The sequence below is a fragment of the Pseudodesulfovibrio pelocollis genome (genome assembly GCF_030282845.1).
In the GTDB taxonomy this organism is placed as follows: domain Bacteria; phylum Desulfobacterota; class Desulfovibrionia; order Desulfovibrionales; family Desulfovibrionaceae; genus Pseudodesulfovibrio; species Pseudodesulfovibrio pelocollis.
The window spans coordinates 1-22,556 of sequence record NZ_JASTWE010000004.1 but is presented as its reverse complement, the minus strand read 5'-3'; the positions used below and the strand labels follow the sequence as shown (position 1 = coordinate 22,556).

The 22,556-nt window shown below is 66.2% G+C and carries 21 protein-coding genes; 5 read left to right on the top strand and 16 right to left on the bottom strand.

The features are described from left to right. Window positions 1-25: 25 nt before the first annotated feature. From ftsA to QQS14_RS02385, 14 genes are all read right to left on the bottom strand, one after another. A complete protein-coding gene (ftsA, locus tag QQS14_RS02450) occupies window positions 26-1,264 on the bottom strand; it encodes a cell division protein FtsA (protein ID WP_285905308.1) in 1,239 nt (412 codons plus the stop codon). Between the two features lie 81 nt (window positions 1,265-1,345). Next, window positions 1,346-2,227: a cell division protein FtsQ/DivIB gene (locus tag QQS14_RS02445; protein WP_285905307.1), complete on the bottom strand. Its 882-nt coding sequence runs from the start codon at window positions 2,225-2,227 to the stop codon at window positions 1,346-1,348. Beyond that, complete coding sequence (gene murB, locus QQS14_RS02440) at window positions 2,224-3,105, bottom strand: UDP-N-acetylmuramate dehydrogenase (RefSeq protein WP_285905306.1); 882 nt, start codon at window positions 3,103-3,105, stop codon at window positions 2,224-2,226. Before murB ends, QQS14_RS02445 begins: the two co-directional genes overlap by 4 nt. Before the next feature lie 4 nt (window positions 3,106-3,109). Then, window positions 3,110-4,585, bottom strand: a complete 1,476-nt coding sequence (murC, locus tag QQS14_RS02435; protein ID WP_285905305.1) for a UDP-N-acetylmuramate--L-alanine ligase — start codon at window positions 4,583-4,585, stop codon at window positions 3,110-3,112. Window positions 4,586-4,614: 29 nt separating this feature from the next. Beyond that, window positions 4,615-5,703: an undecaprenyldiphospho-muramoylpentapeptide beta-N-acetylglucosaminyltransferase gene (murG, locus tag QQS14_RS02430; protein WP_285905304.1), complete on the bottom strand. Its 1,089-nt coding sequence runs from the start codon at window positions 5,701-5,703 to the stop codon at window positions 4,615-4,617. After that, window positions 5,700-6,815 (bottom strand): putative lipid II flippase FtsW, encoded by a 1,116-nt coding sequence (ftsW, locus tag QQS14_RS02425; RefSeq protein WP_285905303.1) that lies wholly within the window; start codon window positions 6,813-6,815, stop codon window positions 5,700-5,702. The genes murG and ftsW overlap by 4 nt, the downstream gene beginning before the upstream one ends. Next, window positions 6,812-8,113 (bottom strand): UDP-N-acetylmuramoyl-L-alanine--D-glutamate ligase, encoded by a 1,302-nt coding sequence (gene murD / locus QQS14_RS02420; RefSeq protein WP_285905302.1) that lies wholly within the window; start codon window positions 8,111-8,113, stop codon window positions 6,812-6,814. Before murD ends, ftsW begins: the two co-directional genes overlap by 4 nt. Before the next feature lie 3 nt (window positions 8,114-8,116). Further along, a complete protein-coding gene (gene mraY / locus QQS14_RS02415; RefSeq protein ID WP_285905301.1) occupies window positions 8,117-9,193 on the bottom strand; it encodes a phospho-N-acetylmuramoyl-pentapeptide-transferase in 1,077 nt (358 codons plus the stop codon). Beyond that, window positions 9,190-10,587: a UDP-N-acetylmuramoyl-tripeptide--D-alanyl-D-alanine ligase gene (locus tag QQS14_RS02410; RefSeq protein ID WP_285905300.1), complete on the bottom strand. Its 1,398-nt coding sequence runs from the start codon at window positions 10,585-10,587 to the stop codon at window positions 9,190-9,192. Before QQS14_RS02410 ends, mraY begins: the two co-directional genes overlap by 4 nt. Further along, window positions 10,584-12,104: a UDP-N-acetylmuramoyl-L-alanyl-D-glutamate--2,6-diaminopimelate ligase gene (locus QQS14_RS02405; protein ID WP_285905391.1), complete on the bottom strand. Its 1,521-nt coding sequence runs from the start codon at window positions 12,102-12,104 to the stop codon at window positions 10,584-10,586. The genes QQS14_RS02410 and QQS14_RS02405 overlap by 4 nt, the downstream gene beginning before the upstream one ends. After that, window positions 12,079-14,037: a penicillin-binding transpeptidase domain-containing protein gene (locus QQS14_RS02400; protein WP_285905299.1), complete on the bottom strand. Its 1,959-nt coding sequence runs from the start codon at window positions 14,035-14,037 to the stop codon at window positions 12,079-12,081. The genes QQS14_RS02405 and QQS14_RS02400 overlap by 26 nt, the downstream gene beginning before the upstream one ends. 49 nt (window positions 14,038-14,086) lie before the next feature. After that, on the bottom strand, window positions 14,087-14,371 hold the full coding sequence (locus QQS14_RS02395; RefSeq protein WP_285905298.1) for a hypothetical protein: 285 nt from the start codon (window positions 14,369-14,371) through the stop codon (window positions 14,087-14,089). Further along, on the bottom strand, window positions 14,368-15,345 hold the full coding sequence (gene rsmH / locus QQS14_RS02390; RefSeq protein ID WP_285905297.1) for a 16S rRNA (cytosine(1402)-N(4))-methyltransferase RsmH: 978 nt from the start codon (window positions 15,343-15,345) through the stop codon (window positions 14,368-14,370). The genes QQS14_RS02395 and rsmH overlap by 4 nt, the downstream gene beginning before the upstream one ends. A gap of 2 nt (window positions 15,346-15,347) precedes the next feature. Beyond that, window positions 15,348-15,794, bottom strand: a complete 447-nt coding sequence (locus QQS14_RS02385) for a division/cell wall cluster transcriptional repressor MraZ (RefSeq protein ID WP_285905296.1) — start codon at window positions 15,792-15,794, stop codon at window positions 15,348-15,350. A gap of 295 nt (window positions 15,795-16,089) precedes the next feature. Here QQS14_RS02385 and pyk point away from each other — a divergent pair, with 295 nt between their 5' ends. Both pyk and QQS14_RS02375 read left to right on the top strand, forming a co-directional pair. After that, window positions 16,090-17,550 (top strand): pyruvate kinase, encoded by a 1,461-nt coding sequence (pyk, locus tag QQS14_RS02380; protein WP_285905295.1) that lies wholly within the window; start codon window positions 16,090-16,092, stop codon window positions 17,548-17,550. After that, window positions 17,547-18,560: an HD-GYP domain-containing protein gene (locus tag QQS14_RS02375; protein ID WP_285905294.1), complete on the top strand. Its 1,014-nt coding sequence runs from the start codon at window positions 17,547-17,549 to the stop codon at window positions 18,558-18,560. The genes pyk and QQS14_RS02375 overlap by 4 nt, the downstream gene beginning before the upstream one ends. Before the next feature lie 77 nt (window positions 18,561-18,637). On the opposite strand, the gene QQS14_RS02370 is transcribed toward QQS14_RS02375, so the two are convergent. Next, the gene (locus QQS14_RS02370) at window positions 18,638-19,126 is read right to left on the bottom strand and encodes a CBS domain-containing protein (RefSeq protein WP_285905292.1); all 489 of its coding nucleotides are present in this window, start codon (window positions 19,124-19,126) and stop codon (window positions 18,638-18,640) included. Between the two features lie 141 nt (window positions 19,127-19,267). Between QQS14_RS02370 and QQS14_RS02365 the strand changes: the two genes are divergently transcribed. Next, window positions 19,268-20,083 carry a DUF3108 domain-containing protein gene (locus QQS14_RS02365; RefSeq protein WP_285905291.1) on the top strand — a complete coding sequence of 272 codons (816 nt, stop codon included), beginning with the start codon at window positions 19,268-19,270 and terminating at the stop codon, window positions 20,081-20,083. A 175-nt stretch (window positions 20,084-20,258) separates the two neighbouring features. Next, window positions 20,259-20,576: a helix-turn-helix domain-containing protein gene (locus QQS14_RS02360; protein WP_285905290.1), complete on the top strand. Its 318-nt coding sequence runs from the start codon at window positions 20,259-20,261 to the stop codon at window positions 20,574-20,576. A 165-nt stretch (window positions 20,577-20,741) separates the two neighbouring features. Here QQS14_RS02360 and QQS14_RS02355 read toward each other — a convergent pair whose 3' ends face one another. Next, a complete protein-coding gene (locus QQS14_RS02355; RefSeq protein ID WP_285905289.1) occupies window positions 20,742-21,047 on the bottom strand; it encodes a hypothetical protein in 306 nt (101 codons plus the stop codon). Window positions 21,048-21,115: 68 nt separating this feature from the next. On the opposite strand from QQS14_RS02355, the gene rlmD reads away from it, so the two are divergent. Next, the gene (gene rlmD / locus QQS14_RS02350; RefSeq protein WP_285905288.1) at window positions 21,116-22,513 is read left to right on the top strand and encodes a 23S rRNA (uracil(1939)-C(5))-methyltransferase RlmD; all 1,398 of its coding nucleotides are present in this window, start codon (window positions 21,116-21,118) and stop codon (window positions 22,511-22,513) included. The last annotated feature ends 43 nt before the right edge of the window (window positions 22,514-22,556 follow it).

Sequence of the window (22,556 nt, the reverse complement as noted above, 5' to 3'; positions counted from 1 at the left end):
AGATGTTCCCTGTCATTCCTCATGTCTAGGCGATGTCGGTGAACCACTTCTTCATGCGCGAGAGGATGCGGTCGAAACCGGAATCATCGCGAATCTTGAAGGGGCGCACCTTGTTGTGCAGGCCCTGCTCCTCGGCCCCGTGGAGCAGCAGGCCCACGGCGGTGGCGTATTTCGGGCTCCTGACTTCCTCTGTCAGTCCCCCGATGCCCTCGCCGGGCACGCCGATGCGCACTGGCAGATCGAATATCTGCTCGGCCAGTTCCTGAATGCCGTCGATCAGGCAGGTGCCGCCCGTGAGGACCACACCCGCCGCGATCATGTTCTTGAATCCTGATTTGATCAGCTCCTGGTCCACCAGGGCCAAAATCTCCTCGCAGCGCGGCTCGCATATCTCGGCCAGCACCCGCTTGCTCATGCGGCGCGACTCGCGTCCGCCCACGCTGGGCACCTCGATGATCTCGTCGCTGGTGACCAGGTCGGCCATGGCGCAGCCGTATTGCATCTTGATCTTCTCGGCGCTCATCATGGGCGTGCGCAGGCCGTAGGCTATGTCGTTGGTCAGGTTGTGCCCGCCAAGGGCCAGCACCGAGGTGTGCTTGATGGAGTCCTTGGAGAAGATGGCGATGTCCGTGGTCCCGCCGCCCAGGTCCACCAGGGCCACGCCGATTTCGCGCTCCTCGGGCGAGAGCACGGCCTTGCTCGACGCCAGTGATTCAAGCACGATGTTGGAGACGTCGAGGCCGGAGCGGTTGCAGGAGCGGATGATGTTCTGGGCCGAGGTCACGGCGCCGGTGACGATGTGGACCTTGACCTCGAGGCGCACCCCGGCCATGCCCAGCGGATCGGCTATGCCGCGCTGGTCGTCCACGATGAATTCCTGGGGCAGGGTGTGCAGCACCTCGCGGTCCATGGGGATGGCGATGGCCTTGGCCGCCTCGATGACGCGGTCCACGTCGCGCTGGGTGACCTCGCCGCCCTTGACCGCGATGACGCCGTGGGAGTTGAAGCCCTGGATGTGGCTGCCCGCGATGCCCGCGTACACGGTACGGATGTCGCATCCGGCCATCAGCTCGGCGTCTTCGAGGGATTTCTTGATGCATTGGACGGTCTTCTCGATGTTGACCACCACGCCCCGGCGCAGGCCGGTGGACGGGGACGTGCCGATGCCGATGATGTCCACGCCGTTTTCGGTGGCCTCGCCCACCACGGTACATATTTTCGTGGTGCCCACGTCCAGGCCCACAATAAGCTCATTTCTGGCCATGATCTGTCTCCTCCGCAGCTTCCCCGGGGCCGCTGCCCCGGCTCCCCGCCGCAATTGATTCGGTTGTCGCCGTATGATTTCCTACGCGCCCTGGGTGGGACGCTTCTTTATCCATACCTTGTCGCCGCTGGCCGCGATGATGGCCGCGTCCGCGAACTCGCCCCGGCGCATCAGGTCGCGCCAGACCACCTTGAGCCTGTCAAGCTGGACCTCCCAGCGATCCATGGACAGTCGCAGGGTCAGCCCGCCCTCCTGAGCGTCCAGGTGGATTTCGAGGTCGTGGGCGCTGGTCAGCCGCACCCAGGCCACCTGGCTCTGGGTGAACGGCGTCTGGCGCTGCTCCATTTTCCGGAGCAGCCCGGCCAGCACCGGCCCGCCGTCGTCCACGCCCTCGGCCACATTGAGCACGGGCAGCGAGGCGAACTCGCCCGGGTGCATGGGCGCGATGACTCGGCCTGCGGCATCGGCGAAGTACATGGCGTCGCCCTGGCGCAGCCAGAAGGCGGGCACCTTCTCCACCACCGCGATGCGCAGCCTGTTGGGAAACTCGCGCCGGACCGTGGCTGATTTGACCCACGGGTTGTCCGAGATTTTGCGTTCCACGAGGTCAACCTTCATCTCGAAGCTGTTCAGACCAAGGCCGACGCCTGCCGCCTTGAGGATGTCCCCGCGCGAGACGCGGGTGTTGCCCGTGACGTGGATTTCGTCCAGGGCGAAATAGGGATGCGAGGTGAGCACCCGGTAGCCGTAGAGCAGGCCCACGCCCAGCACCGCCACCAGCGAGAGGACGAGCATGGTCATGACCAGCCGCACCACCATCCGGCCAGCGCCCGCAAAGACGGAGCCGGAAAATCCGCTGTGGGACAGGGACCGGCTCGTGCTCGGCTTGCGCCTGTGCAGCGAGTTGCCGCGTTTGCCGCCCAGGCCGAGACGGCCCTGGTTGTTCATGGTCAGGGTGCTCATAGGACGATGACCTCCATTTCGAGAGTGACGCCGAAGCGGGTCTTGACCGCCTCGCGGCCCAGTTCGATCAGTTCCAGGGCCTGGGCGCTGGTGCCGCCGCCCAGGTTGATCAGAAAATTTGCGTGCATGTCCGAGAAGGCCATGTGGCCGCGCCGCATGCCCTTCATGCCTGCCCGGTCAAGGAGCCGCCCGGCGCTGTCGCCCTCCGGGTTCTTGAAGACGCAACCGGCGCTGCGGGCCGTGACCGGCTGAGTGGCGCGCTTCTTGTCATAGACCTCGCGCATGGCCCTGCGCACGGCGCTGGGGCTTGATTCGTCGAGCAGCAGCTCCACCTCCCAGACCAGCCGTCCGGCCGGGAGATCGGGTGCCGAGAAATGGCGGTAGCTGAACACGCACCTGTCCGCGTCCACCCAGGTCAGGCCGCCCGCGGGTGACCACAGCCGCACCCGGCTCACCCGCTGGCCGAACTCCACCCCGTAGGAGCCCGCGTTCATGGCCACGGCCCCGCCCACGGTGCCGGGGATGCCGGTGAGCCCTTCCAGGCCGGTCATCCCGGCCCGCTGCGCCCAGCCGAGCAGGCCGGGCAGGCCCAGGGCCGCGCCACAGCGCACCGTGAGCCTTTCGCCCGTGCGCTCCACGCGCACCGGACCGGGCGTGTCTGCCACGCGGATCAGGGCGAGGTCGCACCGGCCGTCGCGGGCCAGCAGGTTGCTGCCCCGGCCGATGACAAAGGGCCGCAGGGTCTGGCGGGTCAGGAATGTCCCCAGCTCGTCGAGGTCTGCCGCGTCGCGCACCACTGCCTCCACCTCGGCATGGCCGCCCAGGCGAAGGGTCGTGCGCTCGGCCAGCGACGGGTCGGGGATCAGTTGCAGTGCCATGCGCTCACGCCTCTTCCGCCAGGGGGTCGGGTCTCTCGGTTGTGGCCGGGGATTCCGGCTCGTCTGCCTGATTGAGCCAGTTTTCGCCCACGCGCCAGATGGAGCCCGCGCCCTGGGTCATGAACAGGTCGCCGGGCCGCAGGGTGTCCTTGAGCCGATTCTCCAGGGATTCGAAATCCGGGAAGAACTGGACCTTGGTATCGCTCACCTGCCGGATGCCCTGGGCCAGGGACAGGCCGTTGACGCCCGGAATGGGCGATTCGCTGGCCGGATAGATCTCGGTGAGCAGGAGCAGGTCGGCATCGGTGAAGGCCTTGCAGAATTCGCCGAACAGGGCCTCGGTCCGGGTGAAGCGGTGGGGCTGGAAGGCCACCACCAGCCGCCGGTCGGGATAGCAGGCCTTTGCCGTGCGCAGGTTGGCCAGGACCTCGGCCGGATGGTGGCCGTAGTCGTCCACCACCAGCACGCCCTTGCGCTCGCCCTTGCGCTCGAAGCGGCGGCCCACGCCGCCGAAGTTGGCCAGTCCGTTGACGATGTCTTCTTTGTCCAGCCCTGCTTCCAAGGCTACGCCGATGCAGGCCAGGGCGTTTTGCACATTGTGGATGCCGGGCTGGGCCACGGTCACCTCGCCCCAGGGCTCGCCGTCGAGAAAGACCCGGAAGAGGCTGCGCAGGTGCGAGGAGATGATCTCGCCGCGCAGCCGGTTCTTCGGCCCCAGGCCGTAGGTCAGGCAGGGGCGCTTGATGGCGGGCAGGAGGCGCTGCACGCCCTCGTCGTCGCCGCAGACCACGTTCATGCCGTAGAAGGGGATGGCGTTCATGAACCGGGTGAAGGCGTCGTCAATGGCGTCCTGGTCGGCATAGAAGTCCATGTGGTCCTTGTCCACGTTGGTGACCACGCTGATGATGGGCGAGAGCAGGAGAAAGGAGCCGTCGGACTCGTCGGCCTCGGCGATGAGGTAGTCGCCCTCGCCCAGGCGGGCGTTGGCCCCGTAGGTGTTGAGCTTGCCGCCGATGATCACCGTGGGGTCGAGCCCGGCCTCGGTGAAGATGGTGGCCAGAAGCGAGGTGGTGGTGGTCTTGCCGTGGGTGCCCGCGATGGCCACGCCGGTGCGCAGCCGCATCAGCTCGGCCAGCATTTCGGCGCGGGGGATGATGGGGATGCCGCGCTCGCGGGCCGCCACCAGTTCCGGGTTCTTGTCCGGGATGGCCGTGGACTTGATGAGCACGTCGGACTCGCCCACGTTGGCCGCCCCGTGGCCGATGTACACGGTGGCCCCGAGCTTTTCCAGGCGGCGCACCGCGGCTGAGGCGCTCAGGTCCGAGCCCGTGACCGAAAAGCCCATGTTGATGAGCACCTCGGCGATGCCGTTCATGCCCGACCCGCCGATGCCCACCATGTGGATGTTGTTGACCCGCGCCCGCATTGCCGGGCAGGCTTCGCCGCCCACGGTCAGATATGGTCCCTGTGCTGCCGCCATGGCGTTTCTCCTGTGCCTTGCCCGGGGGGCTAGGCCGCCAGGGCCTCCAGGCCCTTGGCTATTTCCGATGCCGCGTCCGGCCGGGCAAAGGCCCGGGCCGCGCGCTCCATTGTCTTCAGTTGCTGCGCGTCGCCAAGCAGGGCCTGGATGGCCTCTGCCAGGGCCGCGCCGGTCAGCCCGGCCTGGGGGAGCAGCCGGGCCGCGCCCATGTCGGCCATGGCGCGCGCGTTCATGGTCTGGTGGTCGTGGGTGGCCTGGGGAAAGGGCACGAACAGGGCCGGAACCCCGGCCGCCGCCACCTCGAACACCGTGGTCGCGCCCGCCCGGCACAGGGCCAGATCGGCGCGCGCATACTCGCCCGCCATGTCGTCGATGAAATCGCGCACCTGGGCCGGATCGGCCCCGGCCGACGCATAGGCCGCGCGCACCCGCTCGGCGTCGGCCCGGCCCGCCTGATGGGTCAGGGCCACGCCCTGGTCCATGAGCAGGGGCAGGGCGGCGATGACCGCGTCGTTCACGGGCCGCGCCCCCTGGCTGCCGCCCAGCACGAGCACCCCCTTGCCGGGCGTGCGGCTGGCATCTGCCATGCGAACATCGCCCGCCGCGACGATGGCCGCGCGCACCGGGTTGCCCGTGAGGGCCGTTTTCCCGGCCGGGAAGACGCCCCGGGTGTCGGGAAAGCTCAGGAAAATCCGTTTGACCATCTTGCCCAGGACCTTGTTGGTGATGCCGGGCACCGAGTTCTGCTCATGCACGGCCGTGGGCACGCCGAGGAGGGCGGCGGCCAGCACCGGGCAGAATCCCGCATATCCGCCGAAGCCGATGGCCGCGTCGGGCCGGAAGCGCCGGACTTCGCGCAGGGCCATGGGCAGGCTTCGGCCGAGCCAGGACAGCCCGCCCAGCAGCCCGGACAGGCCGCGCCCCATGATGCCCCGGGCCGGAAGCTCCAGGAAGTCGAGGCCGTGGTCACGGGCCATGGCGCCCTCGGGGCCTGCGCCGCCCGCGAAGAGGATGGCCGCGCCCGGATTGCGGGCGGCCAGTTCGTCGGCCACGGCCAGGGCCGGGAAGATGTGTCCCCCGGTGCCGCCGGTGGCGATGAGCACCCGCTCAAGGGTCATGAAGGCACCCTCCGGGAGAGGTTGAGCAGGATGCCCGCGCAGATGAAGGACGCGGTCAGGGACGAGCCGCCGTAGCTGATGAAGGGCATGGCCACGCCCTTGGGCGGTACCGTGCCCAGGACCACGGCCAGGTTGAGGAGCATGCCCAGCGCCAGGACGCAGGTGACGCCAAAGGCCGTGAACCGGTCCTGGAGGTCTTCGAGCTTGATGCAGATCCGAAGCGCCCGCCACAGGAAGAAGCCGATGGCGATGAAGAACAGCGACATGCCCACAAAGCCCAGTTCCTCGCCCACCACGGCCATGATGAAGTCGTTGTGCGCCTCGGGCAGGAAGAAGAGCTTCTGCTTGCCCGCGCCAAGCCCGGTGCCGAAGATGCGCCCCGAGCCGAAGGCGTACAGGGACTGGACCAGCTGATAGCCCTCGTTCTGGGCCGAGGCAAAGGGGTCGAGGAAGGCGGTCCAGCGCTTGAAGCGGTACGGCGAGGACGAGATGAGCAGCCATCCCGCTCCTGCGGCGAAGAGGAGCGAGAGGAAGAGATAGCTGAACCGGGTGCCGCCCACGAGGCACATGAAGAAAAGGAGTCCGGCCAGGACCACGGCCCCGCCGAAGTCCGGCTGGAGCAGGAGCAGGACGCAGAGGACCCCGGTGACGATGAAGGGGGGCAGGAAGCCCACTGAGAAGGTGCGCACCAGCTCCTGCTTGCGGGCGAAGAAGTAGGCCAGATACAGGACCAGGGCGACCTTGGCGAACTCCAGCGGCTGGATGTGGGCCGGGCCGAGCCTGATCCAGCGGCTGGCACCGTTGACGCTGAACCCGACCGGAGTCAGGCACAGGGCGAGCAGAGCCAGGGCGGCCATGATCCAGACATAGGTCATGCCGTAGAGCAGGCGGCGCGGCATCTGCATGCACACCGCCATGGCCACCAGGCCCACGCCGGTGTAGAGTAGCTGGCGCTTGAAGAAGAAGTAGGTGTCGCCGTACACGCGCTCGGCCATGATGCCGCTCGACGAGAGGACCATGATCAGGCCGAAGCCGCCCAGGAACAGGGTGGCCGTGACCAGCCAGGGGTCCGGGCGGCCCGCGGTCGATTTGGCGTTGAGTGTGCCGCTCATGACAGCTCCCTCACCACGCGCTTGAAGTCGTCGCCGCGCGCGCCGTAGCCCGTGTACTGGTCGAAGCTCGACGTGGCCGGGGAGAGCAGCACGGTCTCGCCGGGCCGGGCCATGGCCGCCTGCCGTCGCACGGCCTGTTCCAGGGTCTGATCCCAGGTCACGGGAAAGGTCTTGGAGAGTTCCGGCTCGAACACCTCGCGGCTGCCGCCGAACAGGCCGATGTGGATGACCGAGTCACTGATCTCGCGGGCAAAGGCGGCCACGTCGCCACCCTTCCACACCCCGCCCATGAGCAGGCGCACCGGCGTGTTGCAGCTGCGCACGGCCGCCAGGACCGCGTCCAGGGTGGTGGCCTTGGAGTCGTCCACGTAGAGCACGCCGCCCACCTCGGCCACGCGCTCGATGCGGTGGGCCAGGGGGTGGAACTCGCGGATGGCCTCGGCCGCCTGGGCCTCGGTCACGCCGAAGCGGCGCACGGCCTGCCACGCGCCCTCCACATTGGAGCGGTTGTGCTCGCCGGGCAGGTGCGGGGCCTCGAACCGGTCCGTGGGGCCGAACCATTCCACGCGCGCGTTGGTGAACCCTTTGTCGCCTATGGCCGGGCGCAGGGATTCATGCAGCAGGGCGGTGTCGTCGCCGGTCATGCGGGCAAAGAGATGCAGCTTGGCGTCCAGGTATTCGTCCATGTCCTCGTGGTAGTCGAGGTGGTTGGCCGCGAAGTTGAGGAAGAGGGCCACGCGGGGCTTGAACAGGTGGCAGTTCTGGAGCTGGAAGCTCGACACCTCAAGCACGATGACCTCGGCCTGCTCCATGTCGAGCAGGTACTCGCACAAAGGCGTGCCGATGTTGCCGCCGGTGAAGGCGCTGACACCCGCGTGCCGGAAAATCTCGCTGATCAGGGTGGTGGTCGTGGTCTTGCCGTTGGTGCCTGTCACGGCCAGCACCGGGGCTTCGATGAACCAGGAGGCCAACTCCAGTTCGGCCACGATGGTGCGGGCCGGGACGCCCTCGAGGGCGCTGGCCAGCCGCTTCACGGGCACGCCCGGCGAGAGCACGATCATGTCCGCGTCGCGGAAGTGTTCGGGCTTGTGCGGGCCGGTGATCAGTTCCACGCGTCCGGCCAGGGGGCCGAGGCGCTCGGCGGTCACGGTTTCATCGCTGTCGGCCACGCGCACCTTGCATCCCAGCTTGTCGAGCAGCCGCGCGGCGGCCAGACCGGAGCGGCCTGTGCCCACCACCACGCCCAGCTTGCCCGCCAGGGTGCGCTGCTCGATGAATTGTCTGACGATGCGGTTCACTGCCTACCTCAGCTTGAGAGTCGAGAGCGCCATGAGCGCCATGAGTATGGAGAGAATCCAGAACCGGACGATGATCTTGGATTCCGGGATGCCCTTGAGCTCGAAATGATGGTGCAGGGGGGCCATCTTGAAGATGCGCTTGCCACCGGAGAGCTTGAAGTAGCCCACCTGGAGGATGACCGAGAGGGTCTCGAAGACGAACACGCCGCCCACGATGGCCAGCAGCAGCTCCTGCTTGGCCAGCACGGCCACGAAGCCCAGCGCCCCGCCCAGCGACAGGGAGCCCACATCGCCCATGAAGACCTGGGCCGGATGGGCGTTGAACCAGAGGAAGCCGAGGCCCGCGCCCACCACGGCCCCGCAGAAGACCGTGACCTCGCCGATGCCGACCACTTTGGGAACGGCCAGGTATTCGGCCATCTGGGCGTGGCCGGAGACATAGATGAAGATGGCGAAGCAGGCCATGGCCACCACCATGGGGCCTATGGCAAGGCCGTCCAGGCCGTCGGTGAGGTTGACTGCGTTGCTCGCCCCGACCATGACCACCAGGGCGAAGGGCAGGTAGAACCAGCCGAGGTCCGGGTTGAAATTCTTGAAGAAGGGCACGGCCAGCTGGGTGGAGTAGGCGGGCTCCTGGATGAGCAGGGCGATGGCAGCGGCCGCCACCGCGCACTGGAGCACGAACTTGGCCTTGGCCGAAAGCCCCTCGTTGCGCCGCTTGACCACCTTGAGATAGTCGTCGGCAAAGCCCACCGCGCCGAAGCCCGCGAAAACCAGCAGCGTCAGCCAGACGTAGACGTTGGTCAGGTCGGCCCAGAGCAGGGTGGAGACGCAGACCGCGAAGAGGATCATGATCCCGCCCATGGTCGGGGTGCCCTGCTTGGCCTGATGCTTGGGGCCGTCCTCGCGGATGTACTGGCCGCACTTGATGCGCTGGAGCCAGCGGATCATGGCCGGGCCGAAGATGATGGAGATGATCAGCGCGGTCAGCAGCGCCCACACCGAGCGGAAGGTGATGTAGCGGAAGACGTTGAACACGCCGACATCGCTGCTGAGCGGGACGAGAAGATTGTAGATCACCGGGCACCTCCCTTTGTTGCGGGTCCGTCCTGAAGCTCCCGGCACAGGGCGGCGGCAAAGGCTTCCATTTTCAGCGACCGCGATCCCTTGACCAGCACCACGGCGTCCGGGGCTTCCAGGGCCCGCCACGCGGCCATGAACGCTTCCGGTTCCTCGATGGAGGTCAGGGGAGCACCGTCTTCAAGACCACGGGCCACGTCGTCCAGGTGCCCGCCCTTGTAGAACACGGCCAGGGGCGCGACCTCCCTGATGAGGCGGCCAAGCTCCTCGTGACGCTCCTGTGCCTGCCCGCCCAGTTCGCGCATGTCGCCCAGCACCAGGACCAGGGGGCGGCCCTTGGTCATGGTCGCTGCGGTGCGGATGGACCGGCCCATGGACAGGGGGTTGGCGTTGTAAGTGTCGTCGATGACCAGGGCGCTTCCGCTCGTGCGGCAGCAAAATCTCTGGCAGTCCGGCTCCACGGTCTGGACACCCGCCACCACGTCGTCGCGCGACAGGCCCAGGGCCTTGGCGGCTGCGGCCACGCAGGCCACGTTCTCGGCATAGTGCTCGCCGCAGAAGGGGGCGGTGAACTCGCCGTCGCCGTCCGGGGTGCGCAGCCGGAAGCGGCCCCGGCCATCGTCGTCCGTGCCCAGGGCCACGGCGTAGTAGGGGGCGGATTCGTCCCGGGTGGAAAAGCCCGCAGGGGCGGACACCAGCGCGGCGGCGGCCTCCCACAGCTCGGGGTAGTCCTGGCTGATCACGGCCGTGCCGTCCTGACGCAGGTACTTGAGCAGGCTGCTCTTGGCCCTGGCCACGCCGGTCACGTCGCCCAGTCCCTCCAGGTGGCCGGGCCCAGCATTGGTGATCACGGCCACGTCCGGGCTGGCGATGACGGCCAGTTCCTCCATGTCGCCCTTGACCGAGATGCCAAGCTCCATGACCCACACCGGTTGGGTGTCGTCGGCCTTGAGCATGGACAGGGGCAGGCCTATCTGGTTGTTCAGGTTGCGGTAGTTCCTGGCCACGGGGAACTTGCGGGAGAGCACGGCGGCCAGCATTTCCTTGACCGTGGTCTTGCCCGCCGTGCCGGTGACGGCCACCAGCTTGGCACCGCACAGGTCGCGCCAGCAGGAGGCCAGCCGGCCCAGGGCACGCACCGTGTCGCGGACCACGATGACCGGGATGGAGAGCCCGACCAGCGGACGCGAGGCGACCACGGCCACGGCTCCCCGGGCCTCGGCCTGGGGCGCGAACTCGTGGCCGTCGAAGTTCCAGCCCTCGATGCAGATGAAGAGGTCGCCAGGCTCCACCGCGCGGCTGTCGGTGCGCACCGCATTGATCACGGCGCACTCGCGGCAGGCCTCGGTCAGCCCGGTGAGGCAGTGCTGGACATCGCCCAGGGTCAGCCTCATCGCGTCTCCTCGATGGCCTTGAGTGCCGCTTCCCTGTCCGAGAAGTGGATGGTGGTTCCGGCGATCTGCTGGTAGTCCTCGTGCCCCTTGCCCGCGATGAGCAGCACGTCGCCGGGTTCCATCTCGGCCACGGCCAGGGTGATGGCGGTCTGGCGGTCCGGGTGCTCGATGACCTGGGCGGCTCTGGCCAGTCCGGGCCGGGCGTCGTCCATGATCGCCTCGGGCCGCTCGCTGCGGGGGTTGTCCGAGGTGAGCACGGCCACGTCGGCGTAACGGGCCACGGCCCGGGCCATGAGCGGCCGCTTGGCCCGGTCGCGGTCGCCGCCGCAGCCGAACACGGTGATCAGCCGTTTGAAGTCGAGGCTCTTCAGGGTGTGCTGGACGTTCTCCAGGGCATCGGGCGTGTGGGCGTAGTCCACGAAGATGTCCAGGCCCTGGTCGTTGATGACGCGCTCCAGGCGGCCGGGCACGCCAGCGAAGTCCTTGAGGGCGCGCATGTCCTTGCAGTTGAGCCCCAGTTGCAGGCCCACGGCCTGGGCGGCCAGCAGGTTCATGGCGTTGTACGCGCCGATGAGCGGCGACTGCACGGTCCAGCTCTTGCCCTTGTACGAGGTCTCGATCTCCATGCCCTGGCCTGTGAGGGAGAGGATGCGGCCCTGGACCATGGGCTTGTCGCCCACCTCGTGGGTGACGATGGACGCGTCGCCGATGCCGTATCCCACCCCGCCGTCCAGGGTTGCCAGCAGCCTGCGCCCATAGGGGTCGTTGTAATTGATGATGCCTGACCGGCCCTGGCGCAGGCAGCCGGTGAAGAGCCGGGACTTGGCCCTGAAATACGTTTCCATGTCCCCGTGGTAGTCCAGGTGGTCCTGGGTGACGTTGGTCAGCACGCCCGCGTCAAAGTCGAGCCCGGCCACGCGGTACTGGTCCAGGGCGTGGGAGGAGACCTCCATGACCGCCACGTCCACGTCCGCTTTCTTCATGTTGAAGAGCAGCTCGTGGAGCATCCAGCAGTCGGGCGTGGTCAGGGGCGCGTTCATGGAGAAGCCGGGCCAGCGGTAGCTGACCGTGCCGAGCACGCCCACCTTGAGGCCGGTGGCGGCCAGCAGATGTTCGATGATGTAGGTGGTGGTCGTTTTGCCGTTGGTGCCGGTGACGCCCACCAGCTTGAGATCGCGGTCGGGCAGGTGGAAGTGGGCGCGGGCCAGTTCGCCCAGCGCCACGGCCGGGTTCTCGTGGTAGGCCACCATGGCGCGCTTTTCGGCTACCGGGGCCACCAGGTCGCGGGCCGAGGCCGGGGCCACGATGTAGGCCGCGCCGCGATCCAGCGCGCCGGGGATGTAGTCCATGCCTCGCACCGAGGTGCCGGGCATGGCCACAAAGCACTCGCCGGGCAGGATTTTGCGCGAGTCGGTGCGGACCACAAGGCCCTTGGCCGCCTCCTTGAGCAGGGCATCGAATTCCATAGCGCCTCGCTTGGTCTTCTTTTCGCTATGAGAGCCAGAGAATAAAAACATCATCCGTTCCCTCCGTTTGTTGTTCCGTGGGCCACGGTTGTCCGGCACGGGGTTTCTGGTCCCTGACCGTCATGCCCTGGCCCTTGAGCACCGGGACGATGCCCCGTCTGGCCAGGAGTTCCAGCGCGCGTCGTACCGAAAGGCCCTGGATGTTGGGCACGGTGTCGGTCTCAGGGTGTTCGGTCGGGAGGGCCATGGCCTGATCCAGCGGGGAGTCCGCCAGCAGGTCCACGGACACTCTCTCGGCAACCACCGATTCCAGGGTTTCGGAGACTTTCCCGTAGTAGGCCAGGGTGCGTACGGTCACCTCGCGGCAGACCGGCGCCGCGACCATGGAGCCGTAGTTGGCCGTTTGCGGTTCGTCAATCATGGTGATGACCAGAAGTTTCGGATCGTCGGCCGGAACCATGGCCACGAAGGACGAGAGGTACTGGTCGCCGTAGCCGCCCTTGGCCGCCTTCTGGGCCGTGCCGGTCTTGCCGGCCATGGTGATGCCCGGGATGCGGGCGGTGCGGCCGGTGCCGTCCTCGTGGACCACGTCGCGCATCATCTTGAGCACCGTGGCCGCGGTCTCGGGGCTGAAGACGCGCACGGCCGCGTTGGGGCGGTTGGGCGCGGGGGTCCGCACCAGGTTGAGTTCGCGGGTCACACCCTCGTTGGCGAGGCAGAGAAAGGCCCTGGCCAGCTGCACGGCGGTGACGCCGATGCCCTGGCCGAAGCTGATGGCCGCCAGATCCACGCTGGTCCACTTGGCCGGAGGCATGACCAGCCCGGCGGATTCGCCCGACAGGCCGAGGTCCGTCTTCTCGCCGAAGCCGAGCTTGGTCAGGTAGTTGGCGTAGATGTCCGCACCCATGTCCAGGCCGATCTTGGCGCAGCCGATGTTGGAGGAGTAGCGCAGAACCTGATGGGCGGGCAGCCAGCCTCTGGGGTGGGTGTCGCGGATGGTCTTGTTGGCCACGCGCCAGCGGCCGTTCTCGCAGTTGATGAGCGTGTCGGTCTCGATGGCACCTTCCTCCAGGGCGGCGGCGAAGAGAAAGGGCTTGAGGGTGGAGCCGGGCTCGTACACGTCGGTCACGGCGCGCAGTCTGCGCTGGCCGGGGTTTGACCCCTTGACCGCGTTGGGATTGAAAAAGGGCTGGTTGGCCATGGCCAGGATGTCGCCGCTGTCCACCTCCACCACCAGGACGATGCCGGCCCGGGCCTTGTACTGGGCGATGGCGTTGGCCAGGGCCTGCTCGGCGGCGTGCTGGATGTGGGTGTCCAGCGTCAGGCGCACGTCCAGGCCGTTGATGTTCACCTCGCGGCCCAGGGCGTCGAGATAGAGGCGGCTGCCCTTGGCGTCGCGTTGGACCACGAACTTGGCCTTGCCCGGCTGCATGCGCGCGTCATAGAGGCGCTCCACGCCTTCGAGGCCGTGGCCGTCGATGTCCACGAGGCCCAGCGTTTGTCCGGCCAGATGGCCGTTGGGGTAGATGCGGGAATATTCGGTGGTCAGCCGGATGCCCGGGATGTCGGCCCGGGTCAGGGCGGCGGCCTCGCGATCGCTGACCTGCCGCTTGATCCAGACAAACTGCTTCTTGGAGGCCAGCTTCTGCCGGATATCCTTGCGGGGCAGGGACAGGGCCTTGGCAACGGCAGTGGCCGCCGCGTCGAGGTCGGCGATCTCGAAGGGGCTGGCGTAGACCGAGTTGGCCTGAACGCTGGTGGCCAGCATCTCGCCATTGCGGTCGAAGATGCGGCCGCGCTCGCCGTATTCGAACTCGGCGGCAAGGCTCTGACGCGAGGCCTGGGTCAGCAGCGCGTCGCCCAGGTGCAGCTGCACCCAGCCCGCGCGGACCCAAAGCCCGGCGAAAGCAAGCGCGAAAAGGGCCGCGACGAGCCCTATCTTCACCCTGCTGTGATCCTTGCGCCCCTGGCCGTCCTGAGCCATCCTGTTCCCTGTGTTCCCGTATAGGCGCCGGTAGTATGCCTGACGCCGACTATTGCGTGTCGGTGATGCGCCGTATCTGTCCCGGCGCGGCCACGCCCAGGTCCAAATGCCCGGCGAGCCTCTTGAGTTGATAGGGTGAAACCTGGTTGTTCCTCTCAACCGAGAGTTTCACGGCCAGAGCCTCCTTCTGGTTCAGGCTCTTCTCCATCTTGCGCAGGTCGTAGGCCAGATCCATGCGTTCGATGTTGAGCCAGACCGCGCCGAGCCCGAGGGAGAGCGCCCCGCCCAGCAGGGTGAGGATCATCCAGATAAGTGTTTTGTCCGTCGTGCTCATGCCTCTTCTCCGTCAGGCCCGAGCCGCTCGGCCACGCGCAGTTTGGCGCTGCGGCTGCGGGGGTTTCGGGCCATCTCGTCGTCGGATGGCGTCTGCGGCTTGCGGGTGAGCACCTTGAGCGCGGCCACGCCGTCGCAGGTGCAGTGCAGCTGGTGCGACGGGCAGTGGCATCCCCTGGCTGCCGCCAGGAAGGCACGTTTCACGGCCCTGTCCTCCAGGGAGTGAAACGAGATGATGGCCACCCTCGCACCGGGCGCAAGCCGCCCGACTATGGTTTCAAGGTAGTGTTCAAGTTCCTCAGTTTCCCTGTTGACTGCTATGCGCAGTCCCTGAAAGGTCCGGGTCGCCGGATGGTTGCGGGCCGTGTGCCGCATCTTGGGCGGATAGGCCAGCCGCACTATCTCGGCCAGCTGGAGCGTTCTGGTGATCGCTCCCTTGTCCCGTGCCTTCAGTATCGCCGACGCGATTTTCCCAGCCAGGGGGTCTTCCCCGTAGGCCCTGATGATCCGCGCCAGATCACCATGCTTGAGCGTATTGACCAGATCCGCGGCCGAGGGGCCGCTCTGCGGGTCCATGCGCATGTCCAGGGGCCCGTCGCTGATGAAGCTGAATCCCCGTTCGGCTTCATCGAGCTGGAGTGACGAGACGCCCAGGTCGAGGACGGCCCCGTCCACCGTGTCCCACCCCAGTGTGTCCAAGGCTTCCTCAAACCTCGAAAACGGCAGGTGGAAAAGATGGGCGCGGTCGCCCAGCGTTGCGAGCCGCTCCCCGGCCAGGGTCAGGGCTCGCGCGTCGCGATCAAGTCCGGCAAGCTCGGCACCGGCCCCGGCGCGCTCCATGAGCGCAAGGCTGTGGCCGCCCATGCCAAGAGTTCCGTCCAGGTACCGTCCTCCGGGCACTGGCCGGAGCCACTCGATCACCTCATGTAAAAGAACCGTCGTGTGGATGGACGCGGGATCAACGCGGCCTTCCATCGCTAGAAGGGCAGGCTGACGTTGTTTTCGGCCAACTCGCGGGACACGTCGTAGTCCTCGTCGAGCAGTTGCTCGAAGCTCTCGGCGGGCCATATCTCGAATCTGCGTCCGGCTCCCATGACCACCACATCCTTGTCCAGCTTGCCGCTCTTGCGCAGGTGGGCGGGGATGGCGATGCGCCCCTGCGCGCCCACCGGCGTCTCGGTGTAGCCGGAGTAGAGGATGCGGATGGTGTTTTGCAGCTCCCGGCTGGGGGCCTTGACCTTCTCCAGCTCGTCTTCCATCCGCGCCCACTGGGTGGGGGTGATGCCAATGACGTGCTTGTCGAAGATGGTCAGCACGATGACCGCTTCCGGCACGCCGGAGCGGATCAAGTCCCGGAACTCGGGCGGCAGGATGAGCCGACCCTTGTCGTCCAGGCTTCTGTGTGCGTGACCTCGAAATTTCATCGTTCCCCCCGGAGTGGTTGCTTGCCCCACATTCTTACCCTAGTTTTACACTAAGTTCCACTTCTTTCCACCGGTGCTTGAAAAAAAAGAGAAAGTCAACCGCAAAGAGAAAAAACACAGGCAAAATACCGCAAGTATCATTGATTTTTCGGGGCCGGGCGCATAGACTTCGGCCAAAATGACGGGTGGGCGACATCGGGCGGCGCTCTTTCGGTCAGCAGAAAAAGCAAATAATTCCAAGGCATTTCGCCTTGATTGGTAACAGGGCGCGTCATGGCGCCCGCACGGGGTTGTCATGGACAGGCATATCAAGATCATTGCCACGCTGGGGCCGGGGACCGGTTCCTACGAGGCCGTCAAGGAGCTGGTGGATTCCGGGGCCAAGATTTTTCGTCTCAACTTCTCCCATGGCGGCCGCGAGTTCTTCGAGCAGATGGTGGGTATCGTCCGGCGGCTGGAGGCAGAGACCGGGCTGACCCTGACCATCCTCCAGGACCTGTCAGGTCCCAAGATCCGCACCTGCGATCTCGGCCTGCCGGTCTTCGAGGTGGAGAAGGGTACCGAGGTCATGCTCGGCACCTCGGACAAGGCGGCCAAGGTGGACGGCCCGTTCATCTGCCTTGACATCCCCGACCTCTACGTCGGGGTCAGGGAGGGCGACTCCGTGGCCCTGTCCGACGGCATGATCCGCTTCACTGTGGTCAAGGTGGAAGAGGAATTTCTGCTGCGCCTGCGCGCCACCAACTCGGGCTTGTGCCCGCCGCGCAAGGGCATCACCTTCCCCGGAAAGACCACGCCGCTGGCTGCGCTGACCGACAAGGACAAGGCCGATCTGGCCATCGGCATGGAGCTTGGGGTGGACGCGGTGGCCATGAGCTTTGTCCAGAAGGCGGAGGACATCCGCGGGCTGCGCCAGGAGATGGTCAAGTACAACCGCCGCCTGCCCATTGTGGCCAAGCTCGAACGCACGGCAGCCCTCAAGAACCTGACCGAGATCCTGCAAGAGGCCGATGGCATCATGGTGGCCCGGGGCGACCTGGGCCTGGAGTTGGACCTGGCCGAGCTGCCCGTGGCCCAGAAGCGCATCATCAAGGCATGCAACGAGGCGGGCAAGCCGGTCATCGTGGCCACCCAGATGCTGCTCTCCATGGTCAACTCGCCCATGGCCACCCGGGCCGAGACCACGGACGTGGCCAACGCCATCCTTGACGGCGCTGACTGCGTGATGCTCTCGGAAGAGACCGCCATTGGCCGCTATCCCGGCGAGACGGTGCGCTTCATGCGCAAGATCGCCTACGAGACCGAGGCCTTCATGTTCGAGTCGGGCCGGGCCGAGGTGGACCGGGGCGGCGAGCAGGACAATCCCTCGACCTTCCTGGCCTATGCCGCAGCCATGCTGGCGGGCAAGACCGGGGCCAAGGCCATCGTCTGCCACTCCACCTCGGGCGGCACGGCGCGCATCCTGGCCTCCTGCCGTCCCAAGCAGTCCATCTACGCCCTGAGCCGCGACCACATAGTCAGGCATTTCACCAACTTCTCGTGGGGTGTCATCCCGGCCGCACCGCTGGACGTCATCGACGACCACCAGGAGCGCGCCGAGGTCTTCGTGCGCCAGAGCCCAGCCTTTGACGAAGGCGACATCGTCATCGTCACTGCGGGTCAGCCGGAAAAGGGCAGGGCCATGACCCAGACCAACGTGGTCAAGCTCTACGAAAAGCTCGGCAGGGACCCAAAAGACCAAGAAGGGGAACGATGAGCGCCAAGCAGAAGCACGACATCCCCGACGGGCTGAACGAGGAATACTACCAGATCAGCGCGGACATTCTCGGCAGCTTCAACAAGTACCGCCCACCGCTGAACATCTTTCTGTTCAAGGAGGATGTGGCCCGGATCATGCCCTACTACAAGGTGGGCGGGCGGCTGAGCAACGAGCAGGTGGATGAACTGCTGTCCCTGACAAACGACGGGCTGATCTTTGTCTCGCGCGAGGATCACCCGGTCTACGTCAAGCACATCAGCTACCAGCTCGATCTGGTGCTGGTGGACGGCAATCTCAAGGAAAAGGAGATCGCCGACATCTTCACCCAGGCCCTGACGCGCAAGCTCAAGGAGTTCTTCGACCAGCCCGTGCCCGTGGTCTTCGACAAGCTCTGGGTGGACCTGATGGTGCTCACCGAATACCTCTACGAGGACATCCGCAGGGCCCGGGCGCTGGTCCGGCGCATGCACAAGGAGCACTCGCTGGAAAACCATAGCGTCAACAGCGGTTTTCTTGGTCTGGCCCTGCTCGGCAAGCTCAAGGAAAAGAACTTTCGCGACAGCACGCGGCGCAAGACCTTTGACAGGCTGGCGGCCGGGCTCTTCCTGCACGATCTGGGCATGGCCAAGGTGCCTGCCTTCATCCGCTCCAAGGACAAGCCCCTGACCGGCGACGAGCGCACCAAGATCAACGCCCACACCAAGGTGGGCTACGAAATGCTCGGCAAGCTCAACCTCAAGTATCCCGAGGTGGAGCAGTGCGTCATGGAGCATCACGAGCGGCTCAACGGCTCTGGCTATCCCATGAAGACCTCGAAGATCGAGTTTCCGGGCAGGCTCTGCGCGGTGGTCGATTCCTTCTGCGCCATGATCAGCGACAGGCCCCACTCGCCGGGCCTGCCCTTTCTCAAGGCTGCGGCCGATCTGGCTGGCGACGCCCGCTATGACAAGGAGATCACCAAGGCGCTCCAACTGCTGCTCATGGTGGACCTGAAGATGAAGGCGTGACGCTCCCCGTGGCGGACGCAAAAAAAACGCCTCCCGCTGCATGTGGGGGGCGTTTTCCGTTTCCTGTTCCGTCTTGGCTATTTGAAGAGCGGGACCATGTCGCGGGTCATCTCGCGGTAGACGTCGGTGACGTAGACCACGCCCATGACCTTGTCGTTTTCCACCACCAGGGCCCAGTCGCGCTTGGTCTTGATGAAGGTGTCGAGCACGAGCAGGATGGGCTCGTTGGGCCGCAGTGTGGGCGGGCTGGTGATCAGGTAGTCGTCAAGGCGCAGCTGGGTGCACAGCAGGCAGGCGTTGGCGAACTGCTGGTCCCAGTCCACCTCGCCGTCGGCCTTGAGATTGTCGTCCCTGAGCACCGACTGCTTGACCGCCTTGAAGAGATTCCACAGGTTGATGGCGCCCACGAGCTTGCCGCCCTTGTTCTGAACCACCACCACCTGGCAGTCCGGGGCGTCGGTCATGGCGAGGCGCATGACGCGGATGGCCTCGGCCAGGCTCGCGTCCTCCTGCACGGTGGGAAATTCGTCGCGCATCATGTCCCAGGCGCGTTTTCTCAGCATCATGTCCATTCTCTCCTTTCACAGGCGGGCGTTTCCATGGGGTCTGTCTGGACTTCTAGCCTTTTGGGCCAGGTTTGTCCATAACCGGCGGTCTCTTGGCCGGTTTGTCTTGACTCGGGGCGCAAAGCCGGGAAAACATTCCCCATGCCGATACTCAAGACCAGCCCGTCCCAGGTTCCTTCCCGTCTCGTCCTGGCCGCCGCCCTGGCCGTACTTCTGACCCTCGCCCTTGTCCAGCCCCGGCCCGCCCAGGCGCAGCCGCTGCCCTTTGGCCCCGGCGAGAAACTGACCTACGAAATCCACTGGACCTTCATCCACGCGGGCAACGCCGTGCTCGAAGTCATGCCCGACACCGAGGTGGACGGCGTGCCGGCCCGTTACTTTCGCGGCACTGCCAGCACCGTGCCCTGGGTGGACAAGTTCTACAAGGTGCGCGACGTCATGGAGGCGTGGACCGATCGCGACGTGACCCACTCCCTGCGCTACATCAGCGACCAGAATGAGGGCAAGTACAGCAAGAAGGCGGAGATCGTCTTCGACCCGGCCGCCCGGCGCACCTACCGCTCCATTGAGGGCGACCTGCGGCACGAGCTGGAGCAACCGGAATACGTCTTTGACCCCATGTCCGTACTCTTCGCCTTCCGCAAGGAGATTCTCTACAAGACCATGCGCTTCGGGGCCAATGTGACCGACGGCAAGGTCAGCGTGGTGGGCGAGGCCTATGTGGAGGACACGGAAACCATCAAGACCCCCATGGGCGACATTCCCTGCTTCAGGGTCAGGCTTGATGTGCGCAACCTCTCCGGCGTGTTCCGCAAGAGCCCCGGGGCCGAGCTGATCGTCTGGTTCTCTGCCGACAGCCGCCGCATCCCGGTCAAGGTCCGCTCCAAGGTCGTGGTCGGCCATTTCACCCTGGAATTGGTCGATTATCAGCCGCCAACCCCTGCCGCTGCCAACTGATTCTCCATTGCATCGTGCCCGACGGGCCGCCGCCATCCTGGCGCGCGGGGTCCGTCGCTGTGCGTGTGAAATGTTCGCCAACCGATCTTGTTCAATCTTGTCGATGGGTTGTTGGCTACTGTATAGTAGACGCAAGAATGGTGGGAAACCTGTCAGTATACTCTCAGGGGTAGGCGTGAGCAAGCTTTTTGGCGATTACATCAGAGCGAAACGAGAATCCAAGCGCAAACACGATCCGGAGTATTCCATCCGCCGGGTGGCCAAGCGCATCGGAATCCACCACTCGTACCTGAGCAAGATCGAGCGGGGCGAGCCTGCCTCGCTGTGCGAAAAACGGATCATCGCCCTGGCCCAGGAGCTGGGTGACGATCCGGAGTTGCTCCTGGCCATGACCGGCAAGGTGTCCGAGGCGGTCCGGCGGGCGGTCTTCGACGATCCCGAGCGCGTGGTCGCTCTTCTCAACCAGATCAAAAACGGCGGCAGCGGGGAATAGCGGCACCCGCCCCGTGGCGGTGGCCTTCCTTGCGTGCCTTGCCGGGTCTTGTCTTGCGGCGTGTCCTCGCCGCCTCCCGCGCTGCGCTCCCGACATTACCCATGATGCCCGTGGCCTGCGCGGCACACGCTTCCTTACCAGCCTGACGGGTGGGCGCGGCTTGCTTCACAGGGTTTTGCGGGCCACGACCACATCCGCCTCGGCCGGGCCGAGGTCGTAGAGCCTGATCTTGGTGCTGCGCGGGAATTCGCGCTTGAGGAGCGTCTTGAGCAGCTTTTTCATGGAGCCGGTCGTGGCCTCGAAGCGGCCTTGGGCAAAGCCGTTCTCCACCACGTCAAAAGCGTCGGGGCCGGTGCGGGCGATGACCACTGAGCGGTTGCGCTTGTAGGTGCGCAGGTCGATGGCGTGGCCCACCGGCAGCTTTTCCAGTCTGCGCATGACGGTTTCCATGGCCGTGGTCTTGTCGATCATGCATATTACCATAGACAGCCGGTTCGATCCGTGTCAAACGACCCTCTCACCTCAACCCGGAGCGCGTCATGCCACTGCCCAAAGACTCCCTCGTGAATTGCGACATCGAATCCCTGGCCTACGGCGGCCGGGGGGTGGCCCATGTGGACGGCATGGCGGTCTTCGTGGCGGGCGGCCTGCCAGGCGATACGGTCTGTGCCCGCATCGTCCGGTCCAAGAAGCGGTTCGCCGAAGGGGTGGTCGAGGCCGTGACCACGCCCTCGTCCCATCGCGTGGAGCCGCGCTGCGTCCATTTCGGCACCTGCGGCGGCTGCTCCCTCCAGCACCTCGACTATCCCGAGCAGCTGGCCCAGAAGAACGCGCAGGTGGCTGCTGCCCTGGCCCGCATTGGCGGAGTGCAGGGACTGGTCATGGACCCGCCCGCCGCATCGCCCGAGGTCTGGGGCTATCGCAACAAGATGGAATTTTCCTTTGAGCAGCGTCCAGACGGCCTGCATCTGGGCCTGCGCCAGCCCACGCCCGAGGGAGCCAACCGGCCCGGTCCGGTACTCGACATCACCGAGTGCCACCTGTGCGCCCCCTGGGACGTGGAGATCATGGCCGCGGTGCGCGAGTTCTGCCGCGCCTCTGGCGTGCCCGCCCACGACCCGGCTGCCGACACCGGCTACTGGCGGCATCTGGTCATCCGCCACACCGGCGCGGGCGAGGTCATGGCCCACCTCATCACCGCCCGGGACGAGCGCAAGGACAACCTGATCGGTGACATGGCCGCGCTGTTCCTCGAACGGTTCCCGGAGATGGCCTCCTTTGTCCACTCCACCCGCGTCAAGCGCACTGCCGTGGCCTGTGGCGAGAAGATCGTCCAGACCCTGGGCAACGGTTTTGTGGAAGAGCGGCTGGCCCGGGGCGAACGTCAGGTGCGCTATCGCCTCTCGCCCAACGCCTTTTTCCAGACCAACACCGGCGGCGCGGGCGAACTGTTCGCCACCGTGGCCGAGTTCTGCGCCCTGTCCGAGACCCAGGTGCTGCTCGATCTCTATTGCGGCACCGGAGCCATCGGCATCTATCTGGCTGGCGAGGCGGGCCGCGTCATCGGCGTTGAACTGAGCGAGGAGTCCGTGACCAAGGCGCGCGAAAGCGCCCGGCTCAACGGCCTGTCCAACTGCACCTTCATCGCGGGTTCCCTGGAGCAGGGCATTCCGGGCATGGACGGCTCGGGCGATGAGGCCGTGCCCGACGTGGTAGTGGTCGATCCGCCCCGCTCCGGCATGCACGAGAACACGGCCCAGGCCCTGCTGACCCTTGGCGCGCCCCGGATCGTGGCCGTGTCCTGCGATCCCGCCACCCTGGCACGCGACGTCAAACGGCTGGCCGACAGGTACGATGTCACCCGCGCCCGGGCCGTGGACATGTTCCCCCACACCCACCACATCGAGACAGTGGCCCTGCTGGAATTGCGAGCGTAGCAGGCTGCCGGGGGGAAGGGGAGAGGGAAAGCCCTTTTCAAAG